Below are 18,653 nucleotides of genomic sequence, written 5' to 3' on the forward strand. Positions count from 1 at the left end.
ACTCCCCCTTACTAAGAAAATAGTTTTTTTATCCAACTTTGATTCTCTTTGGTCGGACTTTCTAATAAGTGCGATATTTCAGCCAAAGACGCTTTCAGCGCACTATTTTTCTTAGATTGAACAATTGGGTTGCCCAAATTAGCGCTCTCGATAGCAATAGCAAAGTTATTAGGTACTAAGTGTATTGCATGTCCACTAACCGCATTTTCAATGTCTTTCAACGATATTGTCGATTTCTTTTCAAAACGATTAACAATTAGTTCAACCTGATGACTACTTAAACCATAGTCTAATTCTAAAGAACGTATATAACTAACAGCATGCTTCACCGATGTAACATTCTGTTGCAGAATCAAAAAAACATGTGTTGCCGGAGAAACAATTTGTTGATAAACGTGCTCAACGCCATGAGATAAATCCACAATAATATGTGAGTAAAACTGCCTCAAAATAGGTAATAATTTACTAACTTGAACCGCATGCTTGTAATTACCTTTAGGATCATTTTGGTTAAAACACAAATAATTCAAACCTGAAGGATGCTGGTAGACTAGTCCTTCTAGTGATAATTCATCTAAATCATTAACAGAATCAATCACATCATTAATATTGTATTTAGGCTTACAGTTTAAATAATCAGCAGCATCACTAAACTGCATATCCAAGTCAACGAGCAACACTTTACTCTTAGCATAGCTTGATAATTCTATTGCTGTATTAATAGCCAAAGTGGTTGCTCCAGAGCCGCCTTTTGTATTAATAAACAATGTTAGATCGCCCATTTTCTTATTGGCAATCTTTTCATCCGCGGTAGATTTTAATAAAGGATATAGCTCGCCAAAATCAACCGAACGAGACAAATAATCTGTTGCCCCAAGCCTTAATGCCATTTTAAGGGATGCAGTATCGTTCTCATCGCCAAATACAATCAAAGCGGTATGATTATGCTGTAAACTGCTGTCACTAGAATAAACATGAGCCACTTTCTGAGCCCAGCTTTCACCGGTTTCAATATAAATGAGATCAGGAACTTGCTTATTTTTCACAAAGTCCAAGTTAAAGGTATCTAGCTCTATCCAATCAATATTTAGATTTACACACCTTGATAGTTCATCAGCAATGTGAATTTTAAAATTTGATGTAGAATAAACTATCCAAATAATCAAGTTAGTTTTTAAACTTTTATGTGTTTCATTATCCATTTTGACTGGTTTCAACATAAAGCTACTCCGCGGAACAATCCGAATAAACAGCTGGGTTATCAGCTTCAGGCTTTAATACACCTAAGCTTTCTGCCGGCAATACAGTTTCAAAAGCAGGCGTTTTTCCTACTGCACTAATAAGCGCAGCTAACACAAAAAACTTAAATTCATAATCAACTGCTCTTGCTTGAACATATTTTATTTTTGAAAACTGAGCATCTAACACTGTAGATGCTGCAGGTGGAGTACTCAAAAAATCCGACACATCAACAGTTGCACCTGTATCGTCTAAATATTCGATTTGTAAATTATTAGCGGTAAAACCTGAAGGATATAGACTCTCCAAAGCTTGATGATTAGGTATTTCATCACGTTCAGAAATAAAACAAACCGTGGCAAGTCGTGCCGCTCGCCTGGTAATTTCGTTGACCATTTGCACTGAATAAAAGTAGATTGCAAACTCAATAATCATGAACAGTACTAACATTACCGCAAGTGCAATTAACGAAAACTCAACTTGGGTCAGTCCTTTCTGTTTCCTTATCCATTGTTTCATGGGCTAGTCCTCATTGACGCAGAAGAGCCAATACTGAAAGCCAAAGAGGTTCCGGTAAAAGGTAAGGTTGAGAAAATAGGCTCATAATTATAAGTAGCCGATATGGTGACAACCTTATTGGTGTCCGTTGGTTGAGTCACAATAATGTCAGCAGCTTCAATATAGTCGATTACCGGCGTACCAACGCCACTCGGCGTGCCATAGATCACCACATTTTTAATATCAGATTCTTCAGCTATACCTTCAAAATCTAACGTGCCATAAGTATCAACCACGGCATACCGTGCGCCATTTTGCAACGCTTTGTTGACCTCTGTGTATTGAATAAAAGCTCGGCTCACGTCGATAACTAATACGGTCAGCATCAGTAGCACTGGCAATGCAAGAATAAACTCTATAATTGCCAGTCCTTTCTGATTGAGCATCTTTTTCATCTGATGCTTTCTATTGGAGTACATCATATTAAGACCCTCCACTTGACGGGTCTTTGTATAGAACGATTTTGTATGGCCCAACTCCATCTTCATCCGGATCTACCCCAGACGACGCATTTTTTACCGTACAATCCTCTAGAAACTGACCGAATATTTCCGATTCATTCCCCTTGTTTTGCACTTCCTGAGTAACAAAAAAGCATCCTAGGCCCAGTACTTCTAAATCCATCTTGCCGCCTTTTTTTGGAGCTTCATCACAACGAACGATCGGCACTCGTAATACCCTTCTATCGGTTTTCCCATCCGCTCGGTAATATTGCGACTTGCACGCGCCAGGCCCCCCCGTACAAGCGGCTAACCCTTCGACATAATCGGCATAATAAAACGCATCGTTATCAACGGCCGGATCTTCCGCATCCTGATATTGTTGTTGGTAATTGTCGTATGTTACGTTGGACTCTTCGATGTACTTATCTGAAGTAATGCCTTCATCTGGCTTACCCCCATCAAATCTCGTATTTAGACCTTGCGCTACTGGTCCCGTACCTTTACCAGTCTCTGTTGTGACTAAATCACCGACTGTTATGCACTCCTCAGTATCCCCTGCCAGCATTTCTCTTACTGTATTTTTACCGGAACCAAAGTCTAAAAGGTGATAGTTACCCGAACCAATGCCACCATCCGTGTGCCCTGATGGTTTCAATACATGAATAGTGTCAGCATCTCGATCTTGTGCACCATTGTAGTTTGGGTTTGAAGAAGGAATGTATCCCCACGCCAGATCAGCTGAGCCTACATCGCCACACATAGCAATAGGCGACACGTTACATGTAGTAATGCTTGGCGCACTTGGTCCTGCAACAGCACTCGCTGACACCCCTTTGTCGAGCCCAAACATGCCACTTAAATACTGTGTCAACAGAACATTACTAACGGCAACACGAACATAGATGTCGCTGTCACTGCCCAAAGAGAACTCTCCAGCTTCAACAAATGAGCCTTTAGCGTTCGAATTTGAGAAAGTTACATCTATGTTTTCCCCCGTGTAAACTAATTCTTGGTTACCATCAGACGCAGCAGAATGAGTCAGAGCATCATTCGCCGCCTGCGTCGCTAAACTAAGCCGCTCAGCCAAATCTGCCGCGTCGGTCCTTTCATCGACGACAACCGCAGCCGCTAATGCAGCGGAGTCGACCGCGTTTTGTAGTCTTGTTTTATTGAGTACTTGGTGATTCAAATCAATACCAAAGGCTGCAACACCAAGTAAAAATAATAAAACTAAACTAATTAATACCAAGGTAATCCCTTTCTGAGCTCTCCTTGGCGCTATATGCATATTCCTTCGCATAGCCCCTCCTAAGTGAACATATCACTTAATCATCTTTGGCTACCCCATTGTTGTTATATACCTCTAAGCTAACTTGTGTGCGCTCACCACTACCTTCCGGTAAGTAGCCCAAATTCTCATACCAGGCTTCTGGATTCAGAGTTTGTTCAGCGCGCAGCTGGCTAACCGAGATACCAAGCTCGGGGTCATTCGCACAGCCAAACAAGCCGAATGATGTGAAACAAATGGTCATTATCATTATGCTTTTCATCTTGTTCTCCCACTTATAGACTGTGCCCAAACTTGCCCTCAGAGCCACCTTCTGACGAACCGTATTGAATAAAATTGTTGTTAGTATCTTCTTCACTAATGTCGTTTAGCTGGTACCTATCGAAATCCAACTCAGCACCTTTACCAAGCAAATAGAACTCCACATCGTTTGGAGCAACAAAACCATCTGTTGGTAGAGTGATTCGACGTCGATCAATTGGGGTTGCTAATCGAGGAGTAACCAGAATGACTAGTTCTGTTTCCCCAGAGGTAAATTCTTCACTCTTAAACAAGCGGCCTAACACAGGTAGATCACTCGCACCAGGTATACCATTCGCAACGTTACGCGCGTTTTCACTCAATAGCCCCGCAATACCAATGGTTTGACCATCTGCTAGCTCAATCGTTGTACCAGCACTTCGTTTTGTGATTGGTGGAATAAAGAAAGTGGCATTCACTTCGTTTGGATTAAACGTCAACACACCAGAATTGGAAATTTCACTCACATTGACGTTCAGTTTGAGATTGATTCTCTTATCGCTCAAAATAAACGGAACAAAGTCGAGTTGAACACCGTACTCTTTGTAGTCGATGGTAATGCCATCTTCATTTGGTACTGGAATTGGGAATTCACCACCAGCGACAAACTCGGCTTGCGTACCACTTAATGCGGTAAGGCTAGGCTCTGCCAGCACTTTCGCTACGCCGTTTTGCTTCGCCACATCAAGCGCAAAGGTAAATAAGGTATTGCTGTCGATAAACGATCCGAGAAAACCGAAATCTTCGACTGTTGGGACGTTCAAAATCGGTCCAATGCCATCAATACCGCCACCAGCAGTCGTACCACCCCAAGTAAAGTCCCCACTTCTTTGGAAAAAGTGGAAGTTTGAGTCGAAGCGTCTTACAAGTGTGCGCTGTACTTCGGCAACGGTAACTTCTAGCGTCACCTGCTGAGCACCACCAATAGAAAGTAGATTGATGACCATACTTTCATCATCTTTAGAGCTATCATCTTCTTCATCTGCCGCTTCACCCAAAGCAAAGGTTTCAGCAATTTTGACTGCAGTGTCCATGTTTTGCTGACTGCTGACCAAGCCTCTAAGTACCACTTTTTCTTGCGCACTGTGCACTTCGATATTTTCATCCGGCAAGAACTGATAAAGCTTCGACTTAAGCGTATTTAGATCATGCGTGACTTCCACGTTAAACTGCTCAATTAACCGGCCTCTGCGATCCCACACCGACACATTCGTGGTACCTAACTTCTTACCAATAAGAAACAGCTCGTTCGATCTGAGCACTAAAATATCCAAGACTTCTGGATCCCCTAACGTCACTTTCTTTGCTTGGCCTGATATCATCAATTGAGTTGATTGGTGATGTGCAACGGTTACGACTTTTCCTGACTGCGCCGTAGCTGCGTTAACAGACAAGCTGACGAAAAGTAACTGGCTAACAAGTAATATTATTGTTTTCATAATTCACCTAATTGCTGACTCGGACACTGGATGCCTGAGATCCCTTAATAATGGTCACACTAGGTCGTGGCGTGTATTTTCTTGCTACAACAGGTTTATCCACTTCATGAGGGTTGCGCAGAGCAAGCTGTATATCGCCTTTGCTGTTCGCCGATAAGAGCTTTTCTGCCTCTTTCGGTGTTACTTCTAAAGTCACAGCGCGTACAATCACGGGTTTGTTATCATTCGTTTTGGCTGTTTGGTCCACCGCAAGAACATTGATATTTTTAAGCACTGTTTTTGTTGTGGCGTTTTTACCTTGTCCATAACTCACTGTATTCAGGACATCGACCTTGTTGCCTGGTAACAAAAAACCTGCCACACCGATAACGTCATTTACGCGAATAGTGATTGCTCGCTTGTTTTCTGGAATTAATGCAGCAAGTGTTGCGCCTTCACCAGGTAGGGCAAGGCGATGAGGGTTAACAAGTTCACCCGCGTAAATAGTATTGGCAACGATTCTTCCCAATGCCTGTTCTTTTACTTTCAATGTTTCATCATCTATCCAGTCCACTTCCATGAGCTTAGTAGACAAATGTTTCTCAGAGAGAATAGTTCCTGGTTCTAGCTCCATGGCGGCAACTAAAACGGGATGCCTTTCGACCTCTTCTAACTCGACTGTTGGTTGGTTTCTGCCATCCATCCATTGTTTAGCTATCAACACGGCAGCAAGGCCGAAAACAATGGAGAGTAGCAATAGCATGATGACTTGAGTCCGACTCATAATTTAGATCTCCCTATTCATCCACTGTGAAATACAGTCCCCAGGCACGAGTTAAAATGTCTGATGAGACGACTTTTCGTTTTCCTTCAAAAACGAGAACGTCTCTGCTAATGCCCAAAAGATCTTTAGGTAAGCATGGATAATTAGGCATGTTATTTTCACGGTGCAATTGATTTAATGTGTCAAAGAATTCAGGCGACAACGCGAGTTGCAAGTCTTTGGACAGCGATAACCAAAGCGCTTTATAGTCATCATCACCAAGTGGCTTAAACTCAATTTTGTACCCCAGACGGCGTAAAAAAGCAGGGTCAGCAATTTTGCTTGGTGCAAAATTGGATGAGAATGCCAAAGTAAGCATAAATGGCACCGTTACTTGTTGACCATTTGGCAGCGCCAGATGGTCAAATAAGTATTCCATCGGAACGATCCATCTATTTAGCAAGGCATCAACAGGCATTGACTGACGACCGAGATCATCAATTACTAAGATTCCGTTGTTAGCCATCATTTGAAGTGGCGCAATCCATACACGATTATGCTCGCTGTGGTTTACCTCAAGCATCTCCAATGTCAGCTCACCGCCCACTTGAATGTTTGGTCTTTCACAAAGAACCCAGCGTTTGTCGTAATGGGTTTCCAACTTAACGAAAACCTGAGAATGGGAGTTGTCTAAACGACGGTGATGATGCTCTGAGAACACTTTGATGATGTTGCCATCGGCATATACGGCGTAAGGAATAAACACCGAAGTGTTCATTGCATTGAGCACTCTTGATGCAACGTAACTTTTACCAGTACCCGCGTGGCCGTAAAGCAACAAAGCTCGTCCAGAGTTGATAGCAGGTCCGAGAACAGGAACTAAGTGATCCGAGCCAAAAACATCAGATAATGCACGCTCTACATCGATACGGGTAACAGGGTTTTTGCGTAGATCTTGTCCTTCAACAACGGTCCAATACTCTTCCAAAGAAACTGGAACAGGACCGATATACGGATCTTTTCTATATGCAATGTCTGCTTCCGCAAGTCCTAACTCCGTTAGACTATAACGAATGTTCGAGTACGAATGGTTTAGCTTCTCAGATGTAGGCTGATATACCTCAACCCAGCTTCGTTTCCTCAACTGCGCCAAAGCAAGTTCAACAATATTTGAAACCACACATAACCGCTGTGTTAACTCGATCAAATCACATTTCGGATAAGCTGACAGGTGTTTCAACACTAAGTTTTCAACGACTGAAGCCGGTATGCCAAGACCTTCTACCGATGAAGGTACTTTTGGTGGATTTATTTGTGGCACGAGTTTTTCCCAATACACAGAGCCCATCACACTTCCCCTCCTTGAAGTTGCTTAGCCAACTGATGCTGCATGCCATTTATTATTTTTATTTAGTGGGTATAGGAAAAATAAGCTAATCCAATTACGATTATCGGCGCGAATGGAATGACCAACGGCTTACTGGACCTAAAACCTGGTGTTACTTTTTCTAAGCAATACCCTTTAATCTGATGTGATAGAGCAACACTAGTCGATGACACATGTAGCATTAGATAAAAAATGCCGACAATGCCTCCAGCGAGTATTATCCCGGTAGACGCTTCCCCAAGGTTACTCAATCCCAACCATGCCCCTATGACGGCGAGTAACTTAACGTCTCCTCCAGCCATTACTTTGAAAAGATACAGCGCGAAACACACCGCAAACGCAACCAACCCACCATATAAATGATCCAAACCAGTTGTGGCTGGGTTGTAAATTACGTTTGCAGTTACTGCAACCAAAAGCATAAGCACCGCTTTATTCGGTATTCTGTGTTTCTGTGCGTCTGAAACTCCAATCGCAATAAGTAATGACCAAATAATTAACTCGCTAACCATTACGAAGAGCTAATACGACCAGCTACTGAAGTGAACTTGTTAGACAAGGTTGTCCAGAAGCCTGAAGTCAAGAATGCAGTAACAATTAGTGCCGCACCTAGGATATACTCCAAAAGTGTTAGCCCCTCTTCGTCTTCCATGAAGTCCTTGATTAGATTACGAAAGTTATCCATAAGATTATCCCCTTTATTTAACCAAATCTCGCTTGTCCATGACGCAGGTATCATATACACCCGAATCATGCTTAAACATTAGTCATCAAGAATTAGGGGGGTTAGGACTTTTTTGCCAAAGGTTAGTACTTTCTTGCCTGTCTGCGCTTCAGAGACGAAATGTATCATAAATAAGACACATCACTGTAAGCTATGTGACACATTTCACACTTGCAGTATGACTATATAAGCCTAAGCTTAATAAACGAAAGGGTGAGGTCTGAAGCTCAAGGAATGAGGCTCGACTGACCTCAATGCATACTAACATTGGTGTAGTACGTACTGAGCAGGATTCATATGGATAAACAGACCAAAGCTTACTGGATAGGAGAGACCCTTTGCTCGCTGCCGGAACAATTTCGTTGTGAGTTTGATGGGTGCTTTGACATTATGGACTGCAGTAAAGATATCTCAGTCCTCAGTGATAAAGAACATAGCTATTTCTTTTACTACATAACCTGTGATCATCAAGAGCACTTGAAAGGTGTTGTAACGCTCTGTAAAAACCTCGACAAAAAACTGATCGTCGTATCTCCAAAAGATACGGCTCCTCACTTGCCGCCCAAGCATATTTGTGCGGAATATTATAAGTTGAACGAGCTCACTCTTCCTATCTGGCTTTCACAAATAAAATTGAAATACTTTTTGCATAGTAAAGTAGACGAAGAACAAATCTCGGTAGATAAACTTTTCTCTCGAAGCGGCAAGTCAAACTTTTCAGACGTAGTCCATTACATCGCCAATAACGTTCATAAGGACCTAAGAGAAGAGGAAGCAGCCGCTCTTTGTCATTACTCGCCGAACTACTTTTCCAAAGTTTTCCACCGTAAAGTGGGTATGTGCTTTCGTGATTATGTCACGGCGAAACGCATTTCATTAGCTAAGAAAATGCTAATTGAAAATGAATCGATGAAAATTGCTTACATTGCTTATCAGTGCGGGTATCGAGACGTTTCTTACTTTTCTCGAATTTTTAAGAAAAAAACGGGGCTGTCTCCAGCAAATTATCGACAGCAGTTTTAGGCTTTATTTGTAGCGACTGTCAGGACAACTAACGCTATCTTCCCCACATATTTCATCAAAATGCATTCCCGTGTCGCGATTTAACATGCTAAAGTTAACAATGCGTTAACAATTATAAATACAATGAGAAGACATGGAGTCACTTAAAATGAATCAGCCGAATCTAAATAGCGCTGCTGGTTGCGCTCTCCCACCACCAAATGAAATGATCCTCAAATGGGCTCAAGAGCGTCCAAATGAGGTCTACCTAAAACAAATTATTAACCGACAGTTTGTTGAGTACACATTCTCTGATGTTGCAGATCAAGCCTTAAAACTTGTCAGCGCACTACGCTCGCTTGGTGTAAAGCCTGGCGACAAAGTTGCGTTAGTATCTAAAAACTGTGCAGAATGGTTTATTTGCGATCTTGCTATGATGCTTGGTGACTATGTCAGTGTGCCAATCTTTCCTACCGCCGGTGCAGACACCATCGAATACTGTGTGACTCATAGTGAAAGTAAAGCGATCATTGGCGGAAAACTCGATGATCCCAAAGCAACTCAGCAAGTCATTGATGCTATGCCTGAACTCATTAGCATCGCTCTACCTTATGACACGGCACCTAAGTGTAAGCACGAATACCAAGCGCTCATTGCTGGTGCAGTGCCAAGTGAAGAGCGTCCGCAGCATTACGATGACAAGCTAATGTCGTTGGTGTATACCTCAGGCACATCAGGGTTACCGAAAGGCGCGATGCTAACTTACGGCGCATTCAGTTGGTCTGTTCAGCAACTGATCAATCATATTGGTATCCAAGAAAACGACCGACTGTTCTCTTATTTACCGCTCGCTCATATTACAGAGCGTGTTTATATCTTCGGTTCATCGATTATGGGTGGCGTGCCAACAGCATTTCCAGAGTCACTGGACACTTTTATCGAAGATGTGAAGATGCACCGACCAACTCTGTTTATCTCCGTCCCACGATTATGGACGCTATTCCAGCAACGTATTCAAGACAAACTTCCACAGAAGAAGCTCAATATTCTGTTGAAAATCCCATTCGTCAATTCTTTGATCAAGAAAAAGCTAGCAGATGGTCTAGGTTTAGATCAGGCTCGAGTATTAGGCTGTGGCTCTGCACCTGTCTCGCCAGCGCTGTTGGAATGGTACCACTCAGTGGGCCTTGATATCACAGAGGCTTGGGGGATGACGGAATCATTTGCCTACAGCACGCTCAACTACCCATTTAGAGCTGACAAAATCGGTAGTGTCGGTAATGCAGGGCCAGGCATTGAGTTAAAAATCGCAGCTGATGATGAAATCATGGTGCGTGGCAAAGGGCTATTTTCTGGCTACTACAAAAATGACATTGCCACCCAAGAGTCTTTTGATTCAGAGGGCTGGCTACACACAGGCGATATCGGCGCTATCGATTCAGATGGTTATCTAACGATTCAAGGCCGTAAAAAAGATAACTTCAAAACCGCCAAAGGTAAATTTGTCTCTCCGGTTCCTATCGAGAAAAAGCTTTTTGAGTACAGTCGCGTAGAGATGATGTGTCTCATCGGTTTAGGGCTACCCGCCCCAATTCTTTTGGTTGTGCCACATGACTTCCCTAACTTTGATCGAGAGCGATACGCACGCACCACACGTAAAGTTATTGCTAGGATGAATCAAGAACTCGCCTCTCATGAGCAAATCAAAGGCGTGTTAATGATTAAAGAACCTTGGAGTATAGAAAATGGCGTACTGACGCCAACGCTTAAAATTAAACGTCATGTGCTCGAACAAAAGTATCATGAGATAGGCCACAATTGGCCAAAAGATGAATTGGTCGTGTGGGAAGAAGACTTGTAATTTTGCTTGCACTCCTCAACACCATTGGGGAGTGCAACTTAACTTTGAGCTTGAATCAAACTCATAGACTACTCTCTCCAGAATGGCTTACTCACTTCACAACTAATCTCCCTTTCACCTAATCCAATATCGTCCCAAAGGTGCTTTGGTAACTCTCTCAAGTGACGACGTGTCTTATAGTTCCTTCTCCAAGCCGCCAGTTTAGAATAAATTAACTGTAACCCGCTCTGATGGGCAGTAGGTATAGTACGCTCACAAGTGTGTGTCATGTTTTCCATTTCAAAGATCCCTATACAATGTTGACCACTTAATAATCAGCGACTACGCTGATATCCTCAAACGATAGAATCTGCCATAGAGTTAAGGAAAACTAATGTGAAAGATCGAATGCCTCCCTTACAGGGCTTGTATTACTTTTTCGTTGCAGCAAAGGAAGGAAGCTTTAAAACGGCAGCAAAAGAACTGTTTGTTACGCCAGCGGCCATTAGTCAGCAAATTCGTCATTTAGAAGAGTTCTTAGGCACGGACCTATTTGTTCGTCAGCACAGAAAAATCGTGCTCACACCAGAGGGAGAGCTACTGTTTAGTCAGGCAGAAAGAGGGTTTGCTCATTTGCAGCAAGGGGTTAGATTAGTCAATCAAGATCCAAACCCGAACCACCTTTCGATATCAACACTCCCCTCTTTCGCTCATCATTGGTTAGTCCCGAAAATTACGGCTTTTCGTCAGCGTCACCCTGATATCGCCTTGCTATTAGAACCAACCAATGATTTGGTGTCTTTTCAAGATAGTCAGATAGATTTATGCGTTCGTTACGGTTTAGGAAAATATCCCAATTTAGAATCACAATGGCTGATGGACGAAGCTTTTTATCCTGCTTGTCATCCGGTGTACCAGAAAGAGCACGGGATCTATAACATCGAGGATTTAAGCAAAGCTGAGCTGATTGAAGATGTTTGGCCTGATCTTGATTGGAATATGTGGTTAGCAACCTTGGGTCACTGCGCAGCAAAGCCTACCTTAAAATACAGTGGATCACATCTCGTGCTTGAGGCTGCACTATCACTTCAAGGCGTGGCATTAGTAAAACACAGTTTAGCTCATCAATATTTTCGTTCTGGCAAATTGGTCCGAATTGGAGATATCGCTATCAAGCCCAACTTTGCGTATTACTTGTGTGCGCCAAAAGGCTACTTAAAAAGACCTAAAGCTCAATTGTTTGCGCAATGGTTGAAGGAAGAAATAGAAATATTTGAAAAGTCAGTGGTACCAGACTTTAGGACCATTGACCTAAAAGGCAACAGTACTAGAACGGCATCATAACAATCGTCAAAACAAACGCTAAATAGGAATAAAACAAACACGCTCTGCGTATAAGACTGCTAAATACAAAAAGCCCCGCACTAAGCGGGGCTTTCAAGTTATAGAGTTAACTTAAGAATTACTTCTTAGCGTTACGCTCTTTAACGTCAGCAATTACTTGCTCTGCAACGTTTGTTGGACATGGTGCGTAGTGTGAGAACTCCATAGAGAACTGACCACGACCAGAAGTCATAGTACGTAGAGTACCGATGTAACCAAACATTTCTGATAGAGGTACATCACCCTTGATACGTACGCCAGTAGAAGCTGCTTGTTGGTCTTTGATCATACCACGACGACGGTTAAGGTCACCGATTACGTCACCAACGTGATCTTCTGGAGTGAACACGTCAACTTTCATGATTGGCTCAAGAAGTTGCGCGCCAGCTTTAGGCATAGACTGACGGAATGCACCTTTCGCTGCGATTTCGTAAGCGATAGCTGAAGAGTCAACTGCGTGGAAACCACCGTCGAATAGTTCAACTTCAACGTCTAGAGTAGGGAAGCCAGCTAGAACACCGTGCTCCATCATTGACGCAAAGCCTTTCTCAACTGCAGGCCAGAATTCTTTAGGTACGTTACCACCAACAACTGTAGATTTGAACGTGAAGCCAGAGTTTGGCTCACCTGGTTTGATGCGGTAGTCGATCTTACCGAACTGACCAGAACCACCAGACTGTTTCTTGTGCGTGTAGCTATCTTCGATTGCTTGAGTGATAGTTTCACGGTAAGCAACCTGTGGAGCACCAACTTCTAGCTCAACGCCGTAAGTACGCTTAAGGATATCTACCTTGATGTCTAGGTGAAGTTCACCCATACCTTTCAGGATAGTTTCGCCTGAATCTTCATCAGTCTCAACTTGGAATGATGGATCTTCTGCAACCATTTTACCGATCGCGATACCCATCTTCTCAGAACCGCCTTTATCTTTAGGCTTAACTGCGATAGAGATTACTGGATCTGGGAAGATCATTGGCTCAAGAGTACATTCGTGCTTAGGATCACATAGAGTGTGACCAGTTTGAACGTTCTTCATACCAACTACAGCGATGATGTCACCAGCTTGTGCTGAATCGATCTCGTTACGCTCGTCCGCGTGCATCTCAACCATACGGCCGATACGCTCTGTTTTACCAGTTGCAGAGTTAAGGATTGTGTCACCTTTCTTCATCTTACCAGAGTAGATGCGGATAAAGGTTAGAGCACCGAAGCGGTCATCCATAATCTTAAATGCAAGAGCACGTAGTGGCTCGTCTGCAGATACAGTCGCAACTTCACCAGTTGGCTCACCAGTCTCTGAATCAGTTAGAGGCTGTGGATCAACTTCTGTTGGAGATGGTAGGTAATCAATTACCGCGTCAAGAATAAGTTGGATACCTTTGTTCTTGTACGCTGAACCACAGTAAGTTGGGAAGAATGCTAGATCACGAGTACCTTTACGGATACAACGTTTGATGTCTTCTAGAGATGGCTCTTCGCCTTCTTCTAGGTAAGCCATCATTAGATCTTCGTCTTGCTCTAGAGCAGTTTCGATTAGCATTTCACGGTATTCAGCAGCTTTTTCTACCATGTCTGCTGGAATATCTTGAACTTCGTAGTTCTCTGGTTGGCCAGACTCATCCCATACGTAAGCTTGTTGGCTTAGTACGTCTACAACACCTACGAAATCTTCTTCGATACCGATAGGTAGAGTCATAACTAGAGGTGTAGCACCTAGTACGTTCTGTACTTGATCTACAACTTTGTAGAAATCTGCGCCCATACGGTCTAGTTTGTTAACGAAGATCAGACGTGATACGTGTGATTCGTCAGCGTAACGCCAGTTAGTTTCTGACTGAGGCTCAACACCACCAGAACCACAGAATACACCGATACCACCGTCAAGTACTTTTAGAGAACGGTAAACTTCGATAGTGAAGTCAACGTGTCCAGGAGTATCGATGATGTTTAGACGGTGATCGTTCCAGAAACAAGTTGTTGCTGCAGACTGGATTGTGATACCACGCTCAGCTTCCTGCTCCATGAAGTCAGTAGTAGTTGAACCGTCGTGAGTGTCACCGATCTTATGGATCTTACCAGTTAGCTTTAGGATACGCTCTGTAGAGGTAGTTTTACCCGCGTCTACGTGAGCAAAAATACCAATGTTTCTGTATTTTGATAAATCAGTCATTGTCTTACTCTGTTAATAAGGTATAAAGTGCGCGCAGAGTATATCACATTCTGTCAATACTGATACCCTTGCGTGCGGATGGAAGAAAAAAAATTTTAACGTGAAATTTCCGTCCCCAAAGCATAGTCAAACACAGCAATTTATGTACTTTATTCGCATTTTATTGAGGACGAATAGAACAGTTTGTGATTGCACAAATACCATTCTTATGAGCATTACAGCTCGTCAAAAGCCTCTATAGCTTCCGACAATTTCTTAACGCCGTGAATTTGCATGCCAGGGATGCCACCTTTCGGCATGTTGGCTGCTGGCACGATGGCTTTCTTGAAACCATGTTTGAACGCTTCATTCAAACGCTCTTGCCCACTTGGTACTGGACGGATTTCGCCCGCAAGCCCTACCTCACCAAAAATCACCACATCTTTAGGGAGTGGACGGTCACGAAAACTCGATAAAAGCGCCATAACTAAAGCAAGATCAGCGCTCGTCTCCGTCACCTTAACACCGCCAACCACATTAACAAAGACATCTTGGTCTGCCATTTGTAAGCCACCATGCTTATGCAACACAGCGAGCAAAAGTGATAGGCGGTTCTGCTCCAAGCCGACCGCAACACGACGAGGGTTGGCTAACTGCGAGTAATCCACCAGCGCTTGAATCTCTACTAGCAGAGGGCGCGTGCCTTCCCAAACCACCATGACGGAAGAGCCTGATGTTTCTTCTTCACCACGAGAAAGGAAGATCGCTGATGGGTTACTCACTTCTTTCAATCCTTGGCCTGTCATTGCAAAGACACCAAGCTCATTCACAGCGCCAAAACGGTTTTTATGACTACGCAAAGTGCGGAATCGGCTATCCGTTCCACCATCGAGTAGTACCGAACAGTCGATAATGTGTTCAAGAACTTTGGGGCCCGCAAGGGTACCATCTTTTGTTACGTGACCAACAATAAATACCGCAACATTATTCTGTTTTGCGTATCGTGTCAGAGCCGTCGCAGATTCACGTACCTGAGCAACACTGCCAGGCGACGATTGAACATCAGAAACGTGCATCACCTGAATCGAGTCTATTACCATTATACGAGGCTGCTCTTTTTCGGCGATTTGGCAAATTTTGTCGACGTTCGTTTCCGATAGCATTTTTAAATGATCTTTCGGCAAGCCCAATCGGGAAGCACGCATTGCCACCTGCTGTAATGACTCTTCACCGGTTACGTAAAGCGTTGGCATTTGCGCAGATAAACTACACATGGTTTGCAACAGAAGGGTTGATTTACCTGCACCAGGGTTACCACCAATCAAAATTGCGGCACCTGGCACAACACCACCACCCAACACGCGGTCAAGCTCTTTAAACCCACTGGTGAAGCGAGGTACTTCTTGCAGATCAATTTCGGATAGCGTTTGAACCGTAGCTTCTGTTGCGGAACCAGCGTAGCCGCTTAAGCGTTCATTGCGAGCAACGGTTGGCGATGCTGCGATACGTACTTCTGTTATCGTATTCCATGCACCACATGCGTTACACTGCCCCTGCCAACGGGGAAAGTCCGCGCCACAATCATTACAAACATACGCTCGTTTTGCTTTCGCCATGATGCCTCAATTTTTTCTACAAATGTGACTAAGCACAGCCAAGTCAGACCTGAACTGAAATGAACTATTGATATACTTAAGTATTACTTCGCTTAGCCGATACAATTTAAAGTAACGACATACTCTAACAGAAATAATGCAGCAATCTGAAATTCTCTCGCTCGCAGAACGACTCATTCCCGTTTACGGTACGAATGACTTTGACTTTGTCCTTGGCCAACTGACCGAGGAAGAGCCGCCTTCGGCCAAAATTTTGGTTAAAATGGAACTTAACCGCTTAATGGCTCCATGCAAAAAAAGCATTGATTTGCGAGGTCGCGTTCAAGGCGAATGTCGCGAGTATATTTTGGATGGTATTCCACATTGGTTGGATGATGTTGCTTTCAACGCTTACCATAAAAACATCAAAAAGTTTGGCTGCTACACGGAAGGAATGTGGGAAGCATTGGTCAACACGCGAAATAACTTTCGCGTAATGAGCAAGCGCCTTACTCAGCAAAAAACGCAATCGTTAACGGATCCTAAAAGCCCGTTCTTAGCAGAACCCGTTCACCTAGGCTACGATTTAAAGCGCCAAGAAAAACGCTTGAAAGTCCAATCTCAAGTTGAAATTTGCCGTTCTAAAGGACAGCTTCTTCATGGATTAAGCATTGATTTATCTAGCTCTGGCGCAAAGTTTAAAGTCCCTAGCGCATTTAAATATAACCTTGGGGAAATTATTCAGGTCACGTTTACTGAATTTGCCAGCAAATCTAACGTTGCAGGTATAGAGAAACCGCTTGCATACCGCATACTCGCGGTTGATGACTGTTACGAAAATGATTCAGTTCGATACCTCAGAACCATACGCTTAACTGACACCAATGTCGTCACCCGAGTGATAGATGAAGCGCTCAACAGTACTGCTAAAAGGGCTCGTCACGACAATCAAGACAAGATTATTCGAGCTCGAACTCGCGGTTATGAGCATATCGCACTAAAGCACACCAGCAGCTTGCCTCTATTCTTTGATGGTAGTGACCTAAAATTAGCAATGTTAACGCCAAACAATCAAAAGCTTTGGCAATACTGGCACGATGAGAGAAACCAGCAAATGTTTGGTTCTTTATTCAACGAGCAACGCATCGCGTCACTCATTAAGCCTGGTGTTAAAGGAACAACCAATGTCCTTTATTCATTTACTCACGAGCACGAGAATCGAACCTATTTCTATTCGATGTTTCGCCCAGAAGCAACTCGCGAACAGCGCCAGCTATTTTGGCATTTAGGTGGCAAACGAGAGAGTTGGCGCGCCTTTAGAATTTCAATCTTTGAACTATCAGAGCAAGAGCAGGAAGACCTAGCAGCTTTCTCTCCAGAGTTGGCAGAAACGTCTCAATCACTGACTCATATTGGTATTTTGCAAGAAATTGCTGACGAAAAATCAGGGCAGGATTACCTGCTAACTGAAAAGCCGCGCTTACCCGCTAATACGTTAAACGCGTTTCGTCATCCGAGAAGAGTTATCGGCAATCCAAAGGGCATTTATTTTGATGCAAAGTCTCGTCGTAAAGAGCCTCGTTATCGTTTTAAAACACCTTTAGAGTTGTACTCAGGACAAACTAAAACAGGCGGCTGTACTGTTGACCTTTCCAAACGAGGACTCGGAATTAGGCTAAGTGAGCCCACGATGTTACGTTCTGGGCAAGAGGTAAGAATCAACTTTCGAGAATTACAACTCTACGATAAAAAATTGCCGTTAATGTCGGTGCCATATCGAGTAATTCGTGTAAGCCCAGATGGTTGTAGCGTGCAGCTAGTTATTGATGAAAGCAGCCAAACCATGAAGGTAATCGCTTTTTTCAACAGCATTATCGAGCACAATCAAGACAAGCTAATCCCGCAAAAAGAGACGCTACCAAGTAATGCTCTACTTGAAAGGCTGCACTGCATGTTGCTCTCGCGTACGCTGAGCACGCCCATTTTTATCAGTAAGAGTACGTCATCTTCAATAAAAACCCCCGTTATCGGGGTGAACTTGCCGCTACCTAAACACATTGAGCTTTTTGCCCGTCTTGGGCATGACCAACTGTTGTCACTTGAACCTATCTTTAAAGGCCGGACAAGCACATTAATCGCAGAGCCAATAAAACGTGTAGAAGGTGCTCAAGCCAGACATCAGGATATCTACATAAGCGCCGCAAAAGTAGGCAATAAAATTACAGGCATTGAGTCAAAGCTTCATCAAGAGTTCAACAGCGTAAAAGAGCGGATTCAATTTATAAAGAAAGCGCGAATGATGGGTGACTTTTACGTGCTTCGCCTTTCTACTGCACCAATTTTCGATCCGATGACATCATTACTGCAACAAGATTTAAGTGACTTAACCCAATTTGGTGTACATCAAGCGAGCAAGTTAGAAAAAGAGTTGACGGCGCTCGTTGGTTACAGTGAATTTGAAGACATTACTGAAGAGGTTGTAATTAGATTGGAGTTAACCGAGTAAATTCAAAGTCATACCAAATTGAAAAAAAAACACCGCCTTTCTGGCGGTGTTTTTGAAT

At 43.2% G+C, this 18,653-nt stretch carries 17 protein-coding genes; 4 read left to right on the top strand and 13 right to left on the bottom strand.

The window, feature by feature from the left end:
- Nucleotides 1-11: 11 nt before the first annotated feature.
- From R7Q47_RS09790 to R7Q47_RS09835, 10 genes are all read right to left on the bottom strand, one after another.
- Nucleotides 12-1,220 carry an AAA family ATPase gene (locus tag R7Q47_RS09790; protein WP_005386455.1) on the bottom strand — a complete coding sequence of 403 codons (1,209 nt, stop codon included), beginning with the start codon at nucleotides 1,218-1,220 and terminating at the stop codon, nucleotides 12-14.
- 4 nt (nucleotides 1,221-1,224) lie between these two features.
- A complete protein-coding gene (locus R7Q47_RS09795; protein WP_005386454.1) occupies nucleotides 1,225-1,758 on the bottom strand; it encodes a TadE/TadG family type IV pilus assembly protein in 534 nt (177 codons plus the stop codon).
- Nucleotides 1,755-2,183, bottom strand: coding sequence for a TadE/TadG family type IV pilus assembly protein (locus R7Q47_RS09800; protein WP_239931999.1), 429 nt, complete (start codon nucleotides 2,181-2,183; stop codon nucleotides 1,755-1,757). The genes R7Q47_RS09795 and R7Q47_RS09800 overlap by 4 nt, the downstream gene beginning before the upstream one ends.
- A gap of 37 nt (nucleotides 2,184-2,220) precedes the next feature.
- The gene (locus R7Q47_RS09805) at nucleotides 2,221-3,540 is read right to left on the bottom strand and encodes a pilus assembly protein TadG-related protein (protein ID WP_137282334.1); all 1,320 of its coding nucleotides are present in this window, start codon (nucleotides 3,538-3,540) and stop codon (nucleotides 2,221-2,223) included.
- Nucleotides 3,541-3,565: 25 nt separating this feature from the next.
- On the bottom strand, nucleotides 3,566-3,790 hold the full coding sequence (locus tag R7Q47_RS09810) for a hypothetical protein (RefSeq protein ID WP_031781045.1): 225 nt from the start codon (nucleotides 3,788-3,790) through the stop codon (nucleotides 3,566-3,568).
- A gap of 13 nt (nucleotides 3,791-3,803) precedes the next feature.
- The gene (locus R7Q47_RS09815) at nucleotides 3,804-5,267 is read right to left on the bottom strand and encodes a type II and III secretion system protein family protein (RefSeq protein WP_005386449.1); all 1,464 of its coding nucleotides are present in this window, start codon (nucleotides 5,265-5,267) and stop codon (nucleotides 3,804-3,806) included.
- A gap of 7 nt (nucleotides 5,268-5,274) precedes the next feature.
- Entirely contained in the window at nucleotides 5,275-6,030 is a 756-nt protein-coding gene (cpaB, locus tag R7Q47_RS09820) for a Flp pilus assembly protein CpaB (protein WP_005386448.1), read from the bottom strand.
- A gap of 13 nt (nucleotides 6,031-6,043) precedes the next feature.
- On the bottom strand, nucleotides 6,044-7,357 hold the full coding sequence (locus tag R7Q47_RS09825; protein WP_213876443.1) for an AAA family ATPase: 1,314 nt from the start codon (nucleotides 7,355-7,357) through the stop codon (nucleotides 6,044-6,046).
- Between the two features lie 62 nt (nucleotides 7,358-7,419).
- Nucleotides 7,420-7,908 (bottom strand): prepilin peptidase, encoded by a 489-nt coding sequence (locus R7Q47_RS09830; protein ID WP_031781044.1) that lies wholly within the window; start codon nucleotides 7,906-7,908, stop codon nucleotides 7,420-7,422.
- Nucleotides 7,908-8,081: a Flp family type IVb pilin gene (locus tag R7Q47_RS09835; protein ID WP_031781043.1), complete on the bottom strand. Its 174-nt coding sequence runs from the start codon at nucleotides 8,079-8,081 to the stop codon at nucleotides 7,908-7,910. The genes R7Q47_RS09830 and R7Q47_RS09835 overlap by 1 nt, the downstream gene beginning before the upstream one ends.
- Nucleotides 8,082-8,417: 336 nt before the next feature.
- On the opposite strand from R7Q47_RS09835, the gene R7Q47_RS09840 reads away from it, so the two are divergent.
- Together R7Q47_RS09840 and R7Q47_RS09845 are read left to right on the top strand one after the other, a co-directional pair.
- The gene (locus tag R7Q47_RS09840) at nucleotides 8,418-9,143 is read left to right on the top strand and encodes a helix-turn-helix domain-containing protein (protein WP_248486957.1); all 726 of its coding nucleotides are present in this window, start codon (nucleotides 8,418-8,420) and stop codon (nucleotides 9,141-9,143) included.
- Between the two features lie 148 nt (nucleotides 9,144-9,291).
- Nucleotides 9,292-10,983, top strand: coding sequence for an AMP-binding protein (locus R7Q47_RS09845; RefSeq protein WP_165401629.1), 1,692 nt, complete (start codon nucleotides 9,292-9,294; stop codon nucleotides 10,981-10,983).
- Nucleotides 10,984-11,051: 68 nt separating this feature from the next.
- On the opposite strand, the gene R7Q47_RS09850 is transcribed toward R7Q47_RS09845, so the two are convergent.
- The gene (locus R7Q47_RS09850; RefSeq protein ID WP_005380156.1) at nucleotides 11,052-11,261 is read right to left on the bottom strand and encodes a DUF1127 domain-containing protein; all 210 of its coding nucleotides are present in this window, start codon (nucleotides 11,259-11,261) and stop codon (nucleotides 11,052-11,054) included.
- 97 nt (nucleotides 11,262-11,358) lie between these two features.
- Between R7Q47_RS09850 and R7Q47_RS09855 the strand changes: the two genes are divergently transcribed.
- Entirely contained in the window at nucleotides 11,359-12,306 is a 948-nt protein-coding gene (locus R7Q47_RS09855; RefSeq protein WP_130545035.1) for a LysR substrate-binding domain-containing protein, read from the top strand.
- Between the two features lie 118 nt (nucleotides 12,307-12,424).
- On the opposite strand, the gene fusA is transcribed toward R7Q47_RS09855, so the two are convergent.
- On the bottom strand, nucleotides 12,425-14,515 hold the full coding sequence (fusA, locus tag R7Q47_RS09860; RefSeq protein WP_005386444.1) for an elongation factor G: 2,091 nt from the start codon (nucleotides 14,513-14,515) through the stop codon (nucleotides 12,425-12,427).
- Between the two features lie 215 nt (nucleotides 14,516-14,730).
- Complete coding sequence (gene radA / locus R7Q47_RS09865; RefSeq protein WP_005386443.1) at nucleotides 14,731-16,110, bottom strand: DNA repair protein RadA; 1,380 nt, start codon at nucleotides 16,108-16,110, stop codon at nucleotides 14,731-14,733.
- Nucleotides 16,111-16,246: 136 nt separating this feature from the next.
- On the opposite strand from radA, the gene R7Q47_RS09870 reads away from it, so the two are divergent.
- On the top strand, nucleotides 16,247-18,595 hold the full coding sequence (locus R7Q47_RS09870; RefSeq protein ID WP_248486959.1) for a PilZ domain-containing protein: 2,349 nt from the start codon (nucleotides 16,247-16,249) through the stop codon (nucleotides 18,593-18,595).
- The last annotated feature ends 58 nt before the right edge of the window (nucleotides 18,596-18,653 follow it).

This window comes from Vibrio sp. Vb0349, assembly GCF_033338975.1.

Excerpts from the sequence above, each read along its gene's own strand:
- R7Q47_RS09790 (WP_005386455.1), bottom strand. The coding sequence starts at position 1,220 with ATGTTGAAACCAGTCAAAATGGATAATGAAACACATAAAAGTTTAAAA.
- R7Q47_RS09795 (WP_005386454.1), bottom strand. The coding sequence starts at position 1,758 with ATGAAACAATGGATAAGGAAACAGAAAGGACTGACCCAAGTTGAGTTT.
- R7Q47_RS09800 (WP_239931999.1), bottom strand. The coding sequence starts at position 2,183 with ATGCTCAATCAGAAAGGACTGGCAATTATAGAGTTTATTCTTGCATTG.
- R7Q47_RS09805 (WP_137282334.1), bottom strand. The coding sequence starts at position 3,540 with ATGCGAAGGAATATGCATATAGCGCCAAGGAGAGCTCAGAAAGGGATT.
- R7Q47_RS09810 (WP_031781045.1), bottom strand. The coding sequence starts at position 3,790 with ATGAAAAGCATAATGATAATGACCATTTGTTTCACATCATTCGGCTTG.
- R7Q47_RS09815 (WP_005386449.1), bottom strand. The coding sequence starts at position 5,267 with ATGAAAACAATAATATTACTTGTTAGCCAGTTACTTTTCGTCAGCTTG.
- cpaB (WP_005386448.1), bottom strand. The coding sequence starts at position 6,030 with ATGAGTCGGACTCAAGTCATCATGCTATTGCTACTCTCCATTGTTTTC.
- R7Q47_RS09825 (WP_213876443.1), bottom strand. The coding sequence starts at position 7,357 with ATGGGCTCTGTGTATTGGGAAAAACTCGTGCCACAAATAAATCCACCA.
- R7Q47_RS09830 (WP_031781044.1), bottom strand. The coding sequence starts at position 7,908 with ATGGTTAGCGAGTTAATTATTTGGTCATTACTTATTGCGATTGGAGTT.
- R7Q47_RS09835 (WP_031781043.1), bottom strand. The coding sequence starts at position 8,081 with ATGGATAACTTTCGTAATCTAATCAAGGACTTCATGGAAGACGAAGAG.
- R7Q47_RS09840 (WP_248486957.1), top strand. The coding sequence starts at position 8,418 with ATGGATAAACAGACCAAAGCTTACTGGATAGGAGAGACCCTTTGCTCG.
- R7Q47_RS09845 (WP_165401629.1), top strand. The coding sequence starts at position 9,292 with ATGAATCAGCCGAATCTAAATAGCGCTGCTGGTTGCGCTCTCCCACCA.
- R7Q47_RS09850 (WP_005380156.1), bottom strand. The coding sequence starts at position 11,261 with ATGGAAAACATGACACACACTTGTGAGCGTACTATACCTACTGCCCAT.
- fusA (WP_005386444.1), bottom strand. The coding sequence starts at position 14,515 with ATGACTGATTTATCAAAATACAGAAACATTGGTATTTTTGCTCACGTA.
- radA (WP_005386443.1), bottom strand. The coding sequence starts at position 16,110 with ATGGCGAAAGCAAAACGAGCGTATGTTTGTAATGATTGTGGCGCGGAC.
- R7Q47_RS09870 (WP_248486959.1), top strand. The coding sequence starts at position 16,247 with ATGCAGCAATCTGAAATTCTCTCGCTCGCAGAACGACTCATTCCCGTT.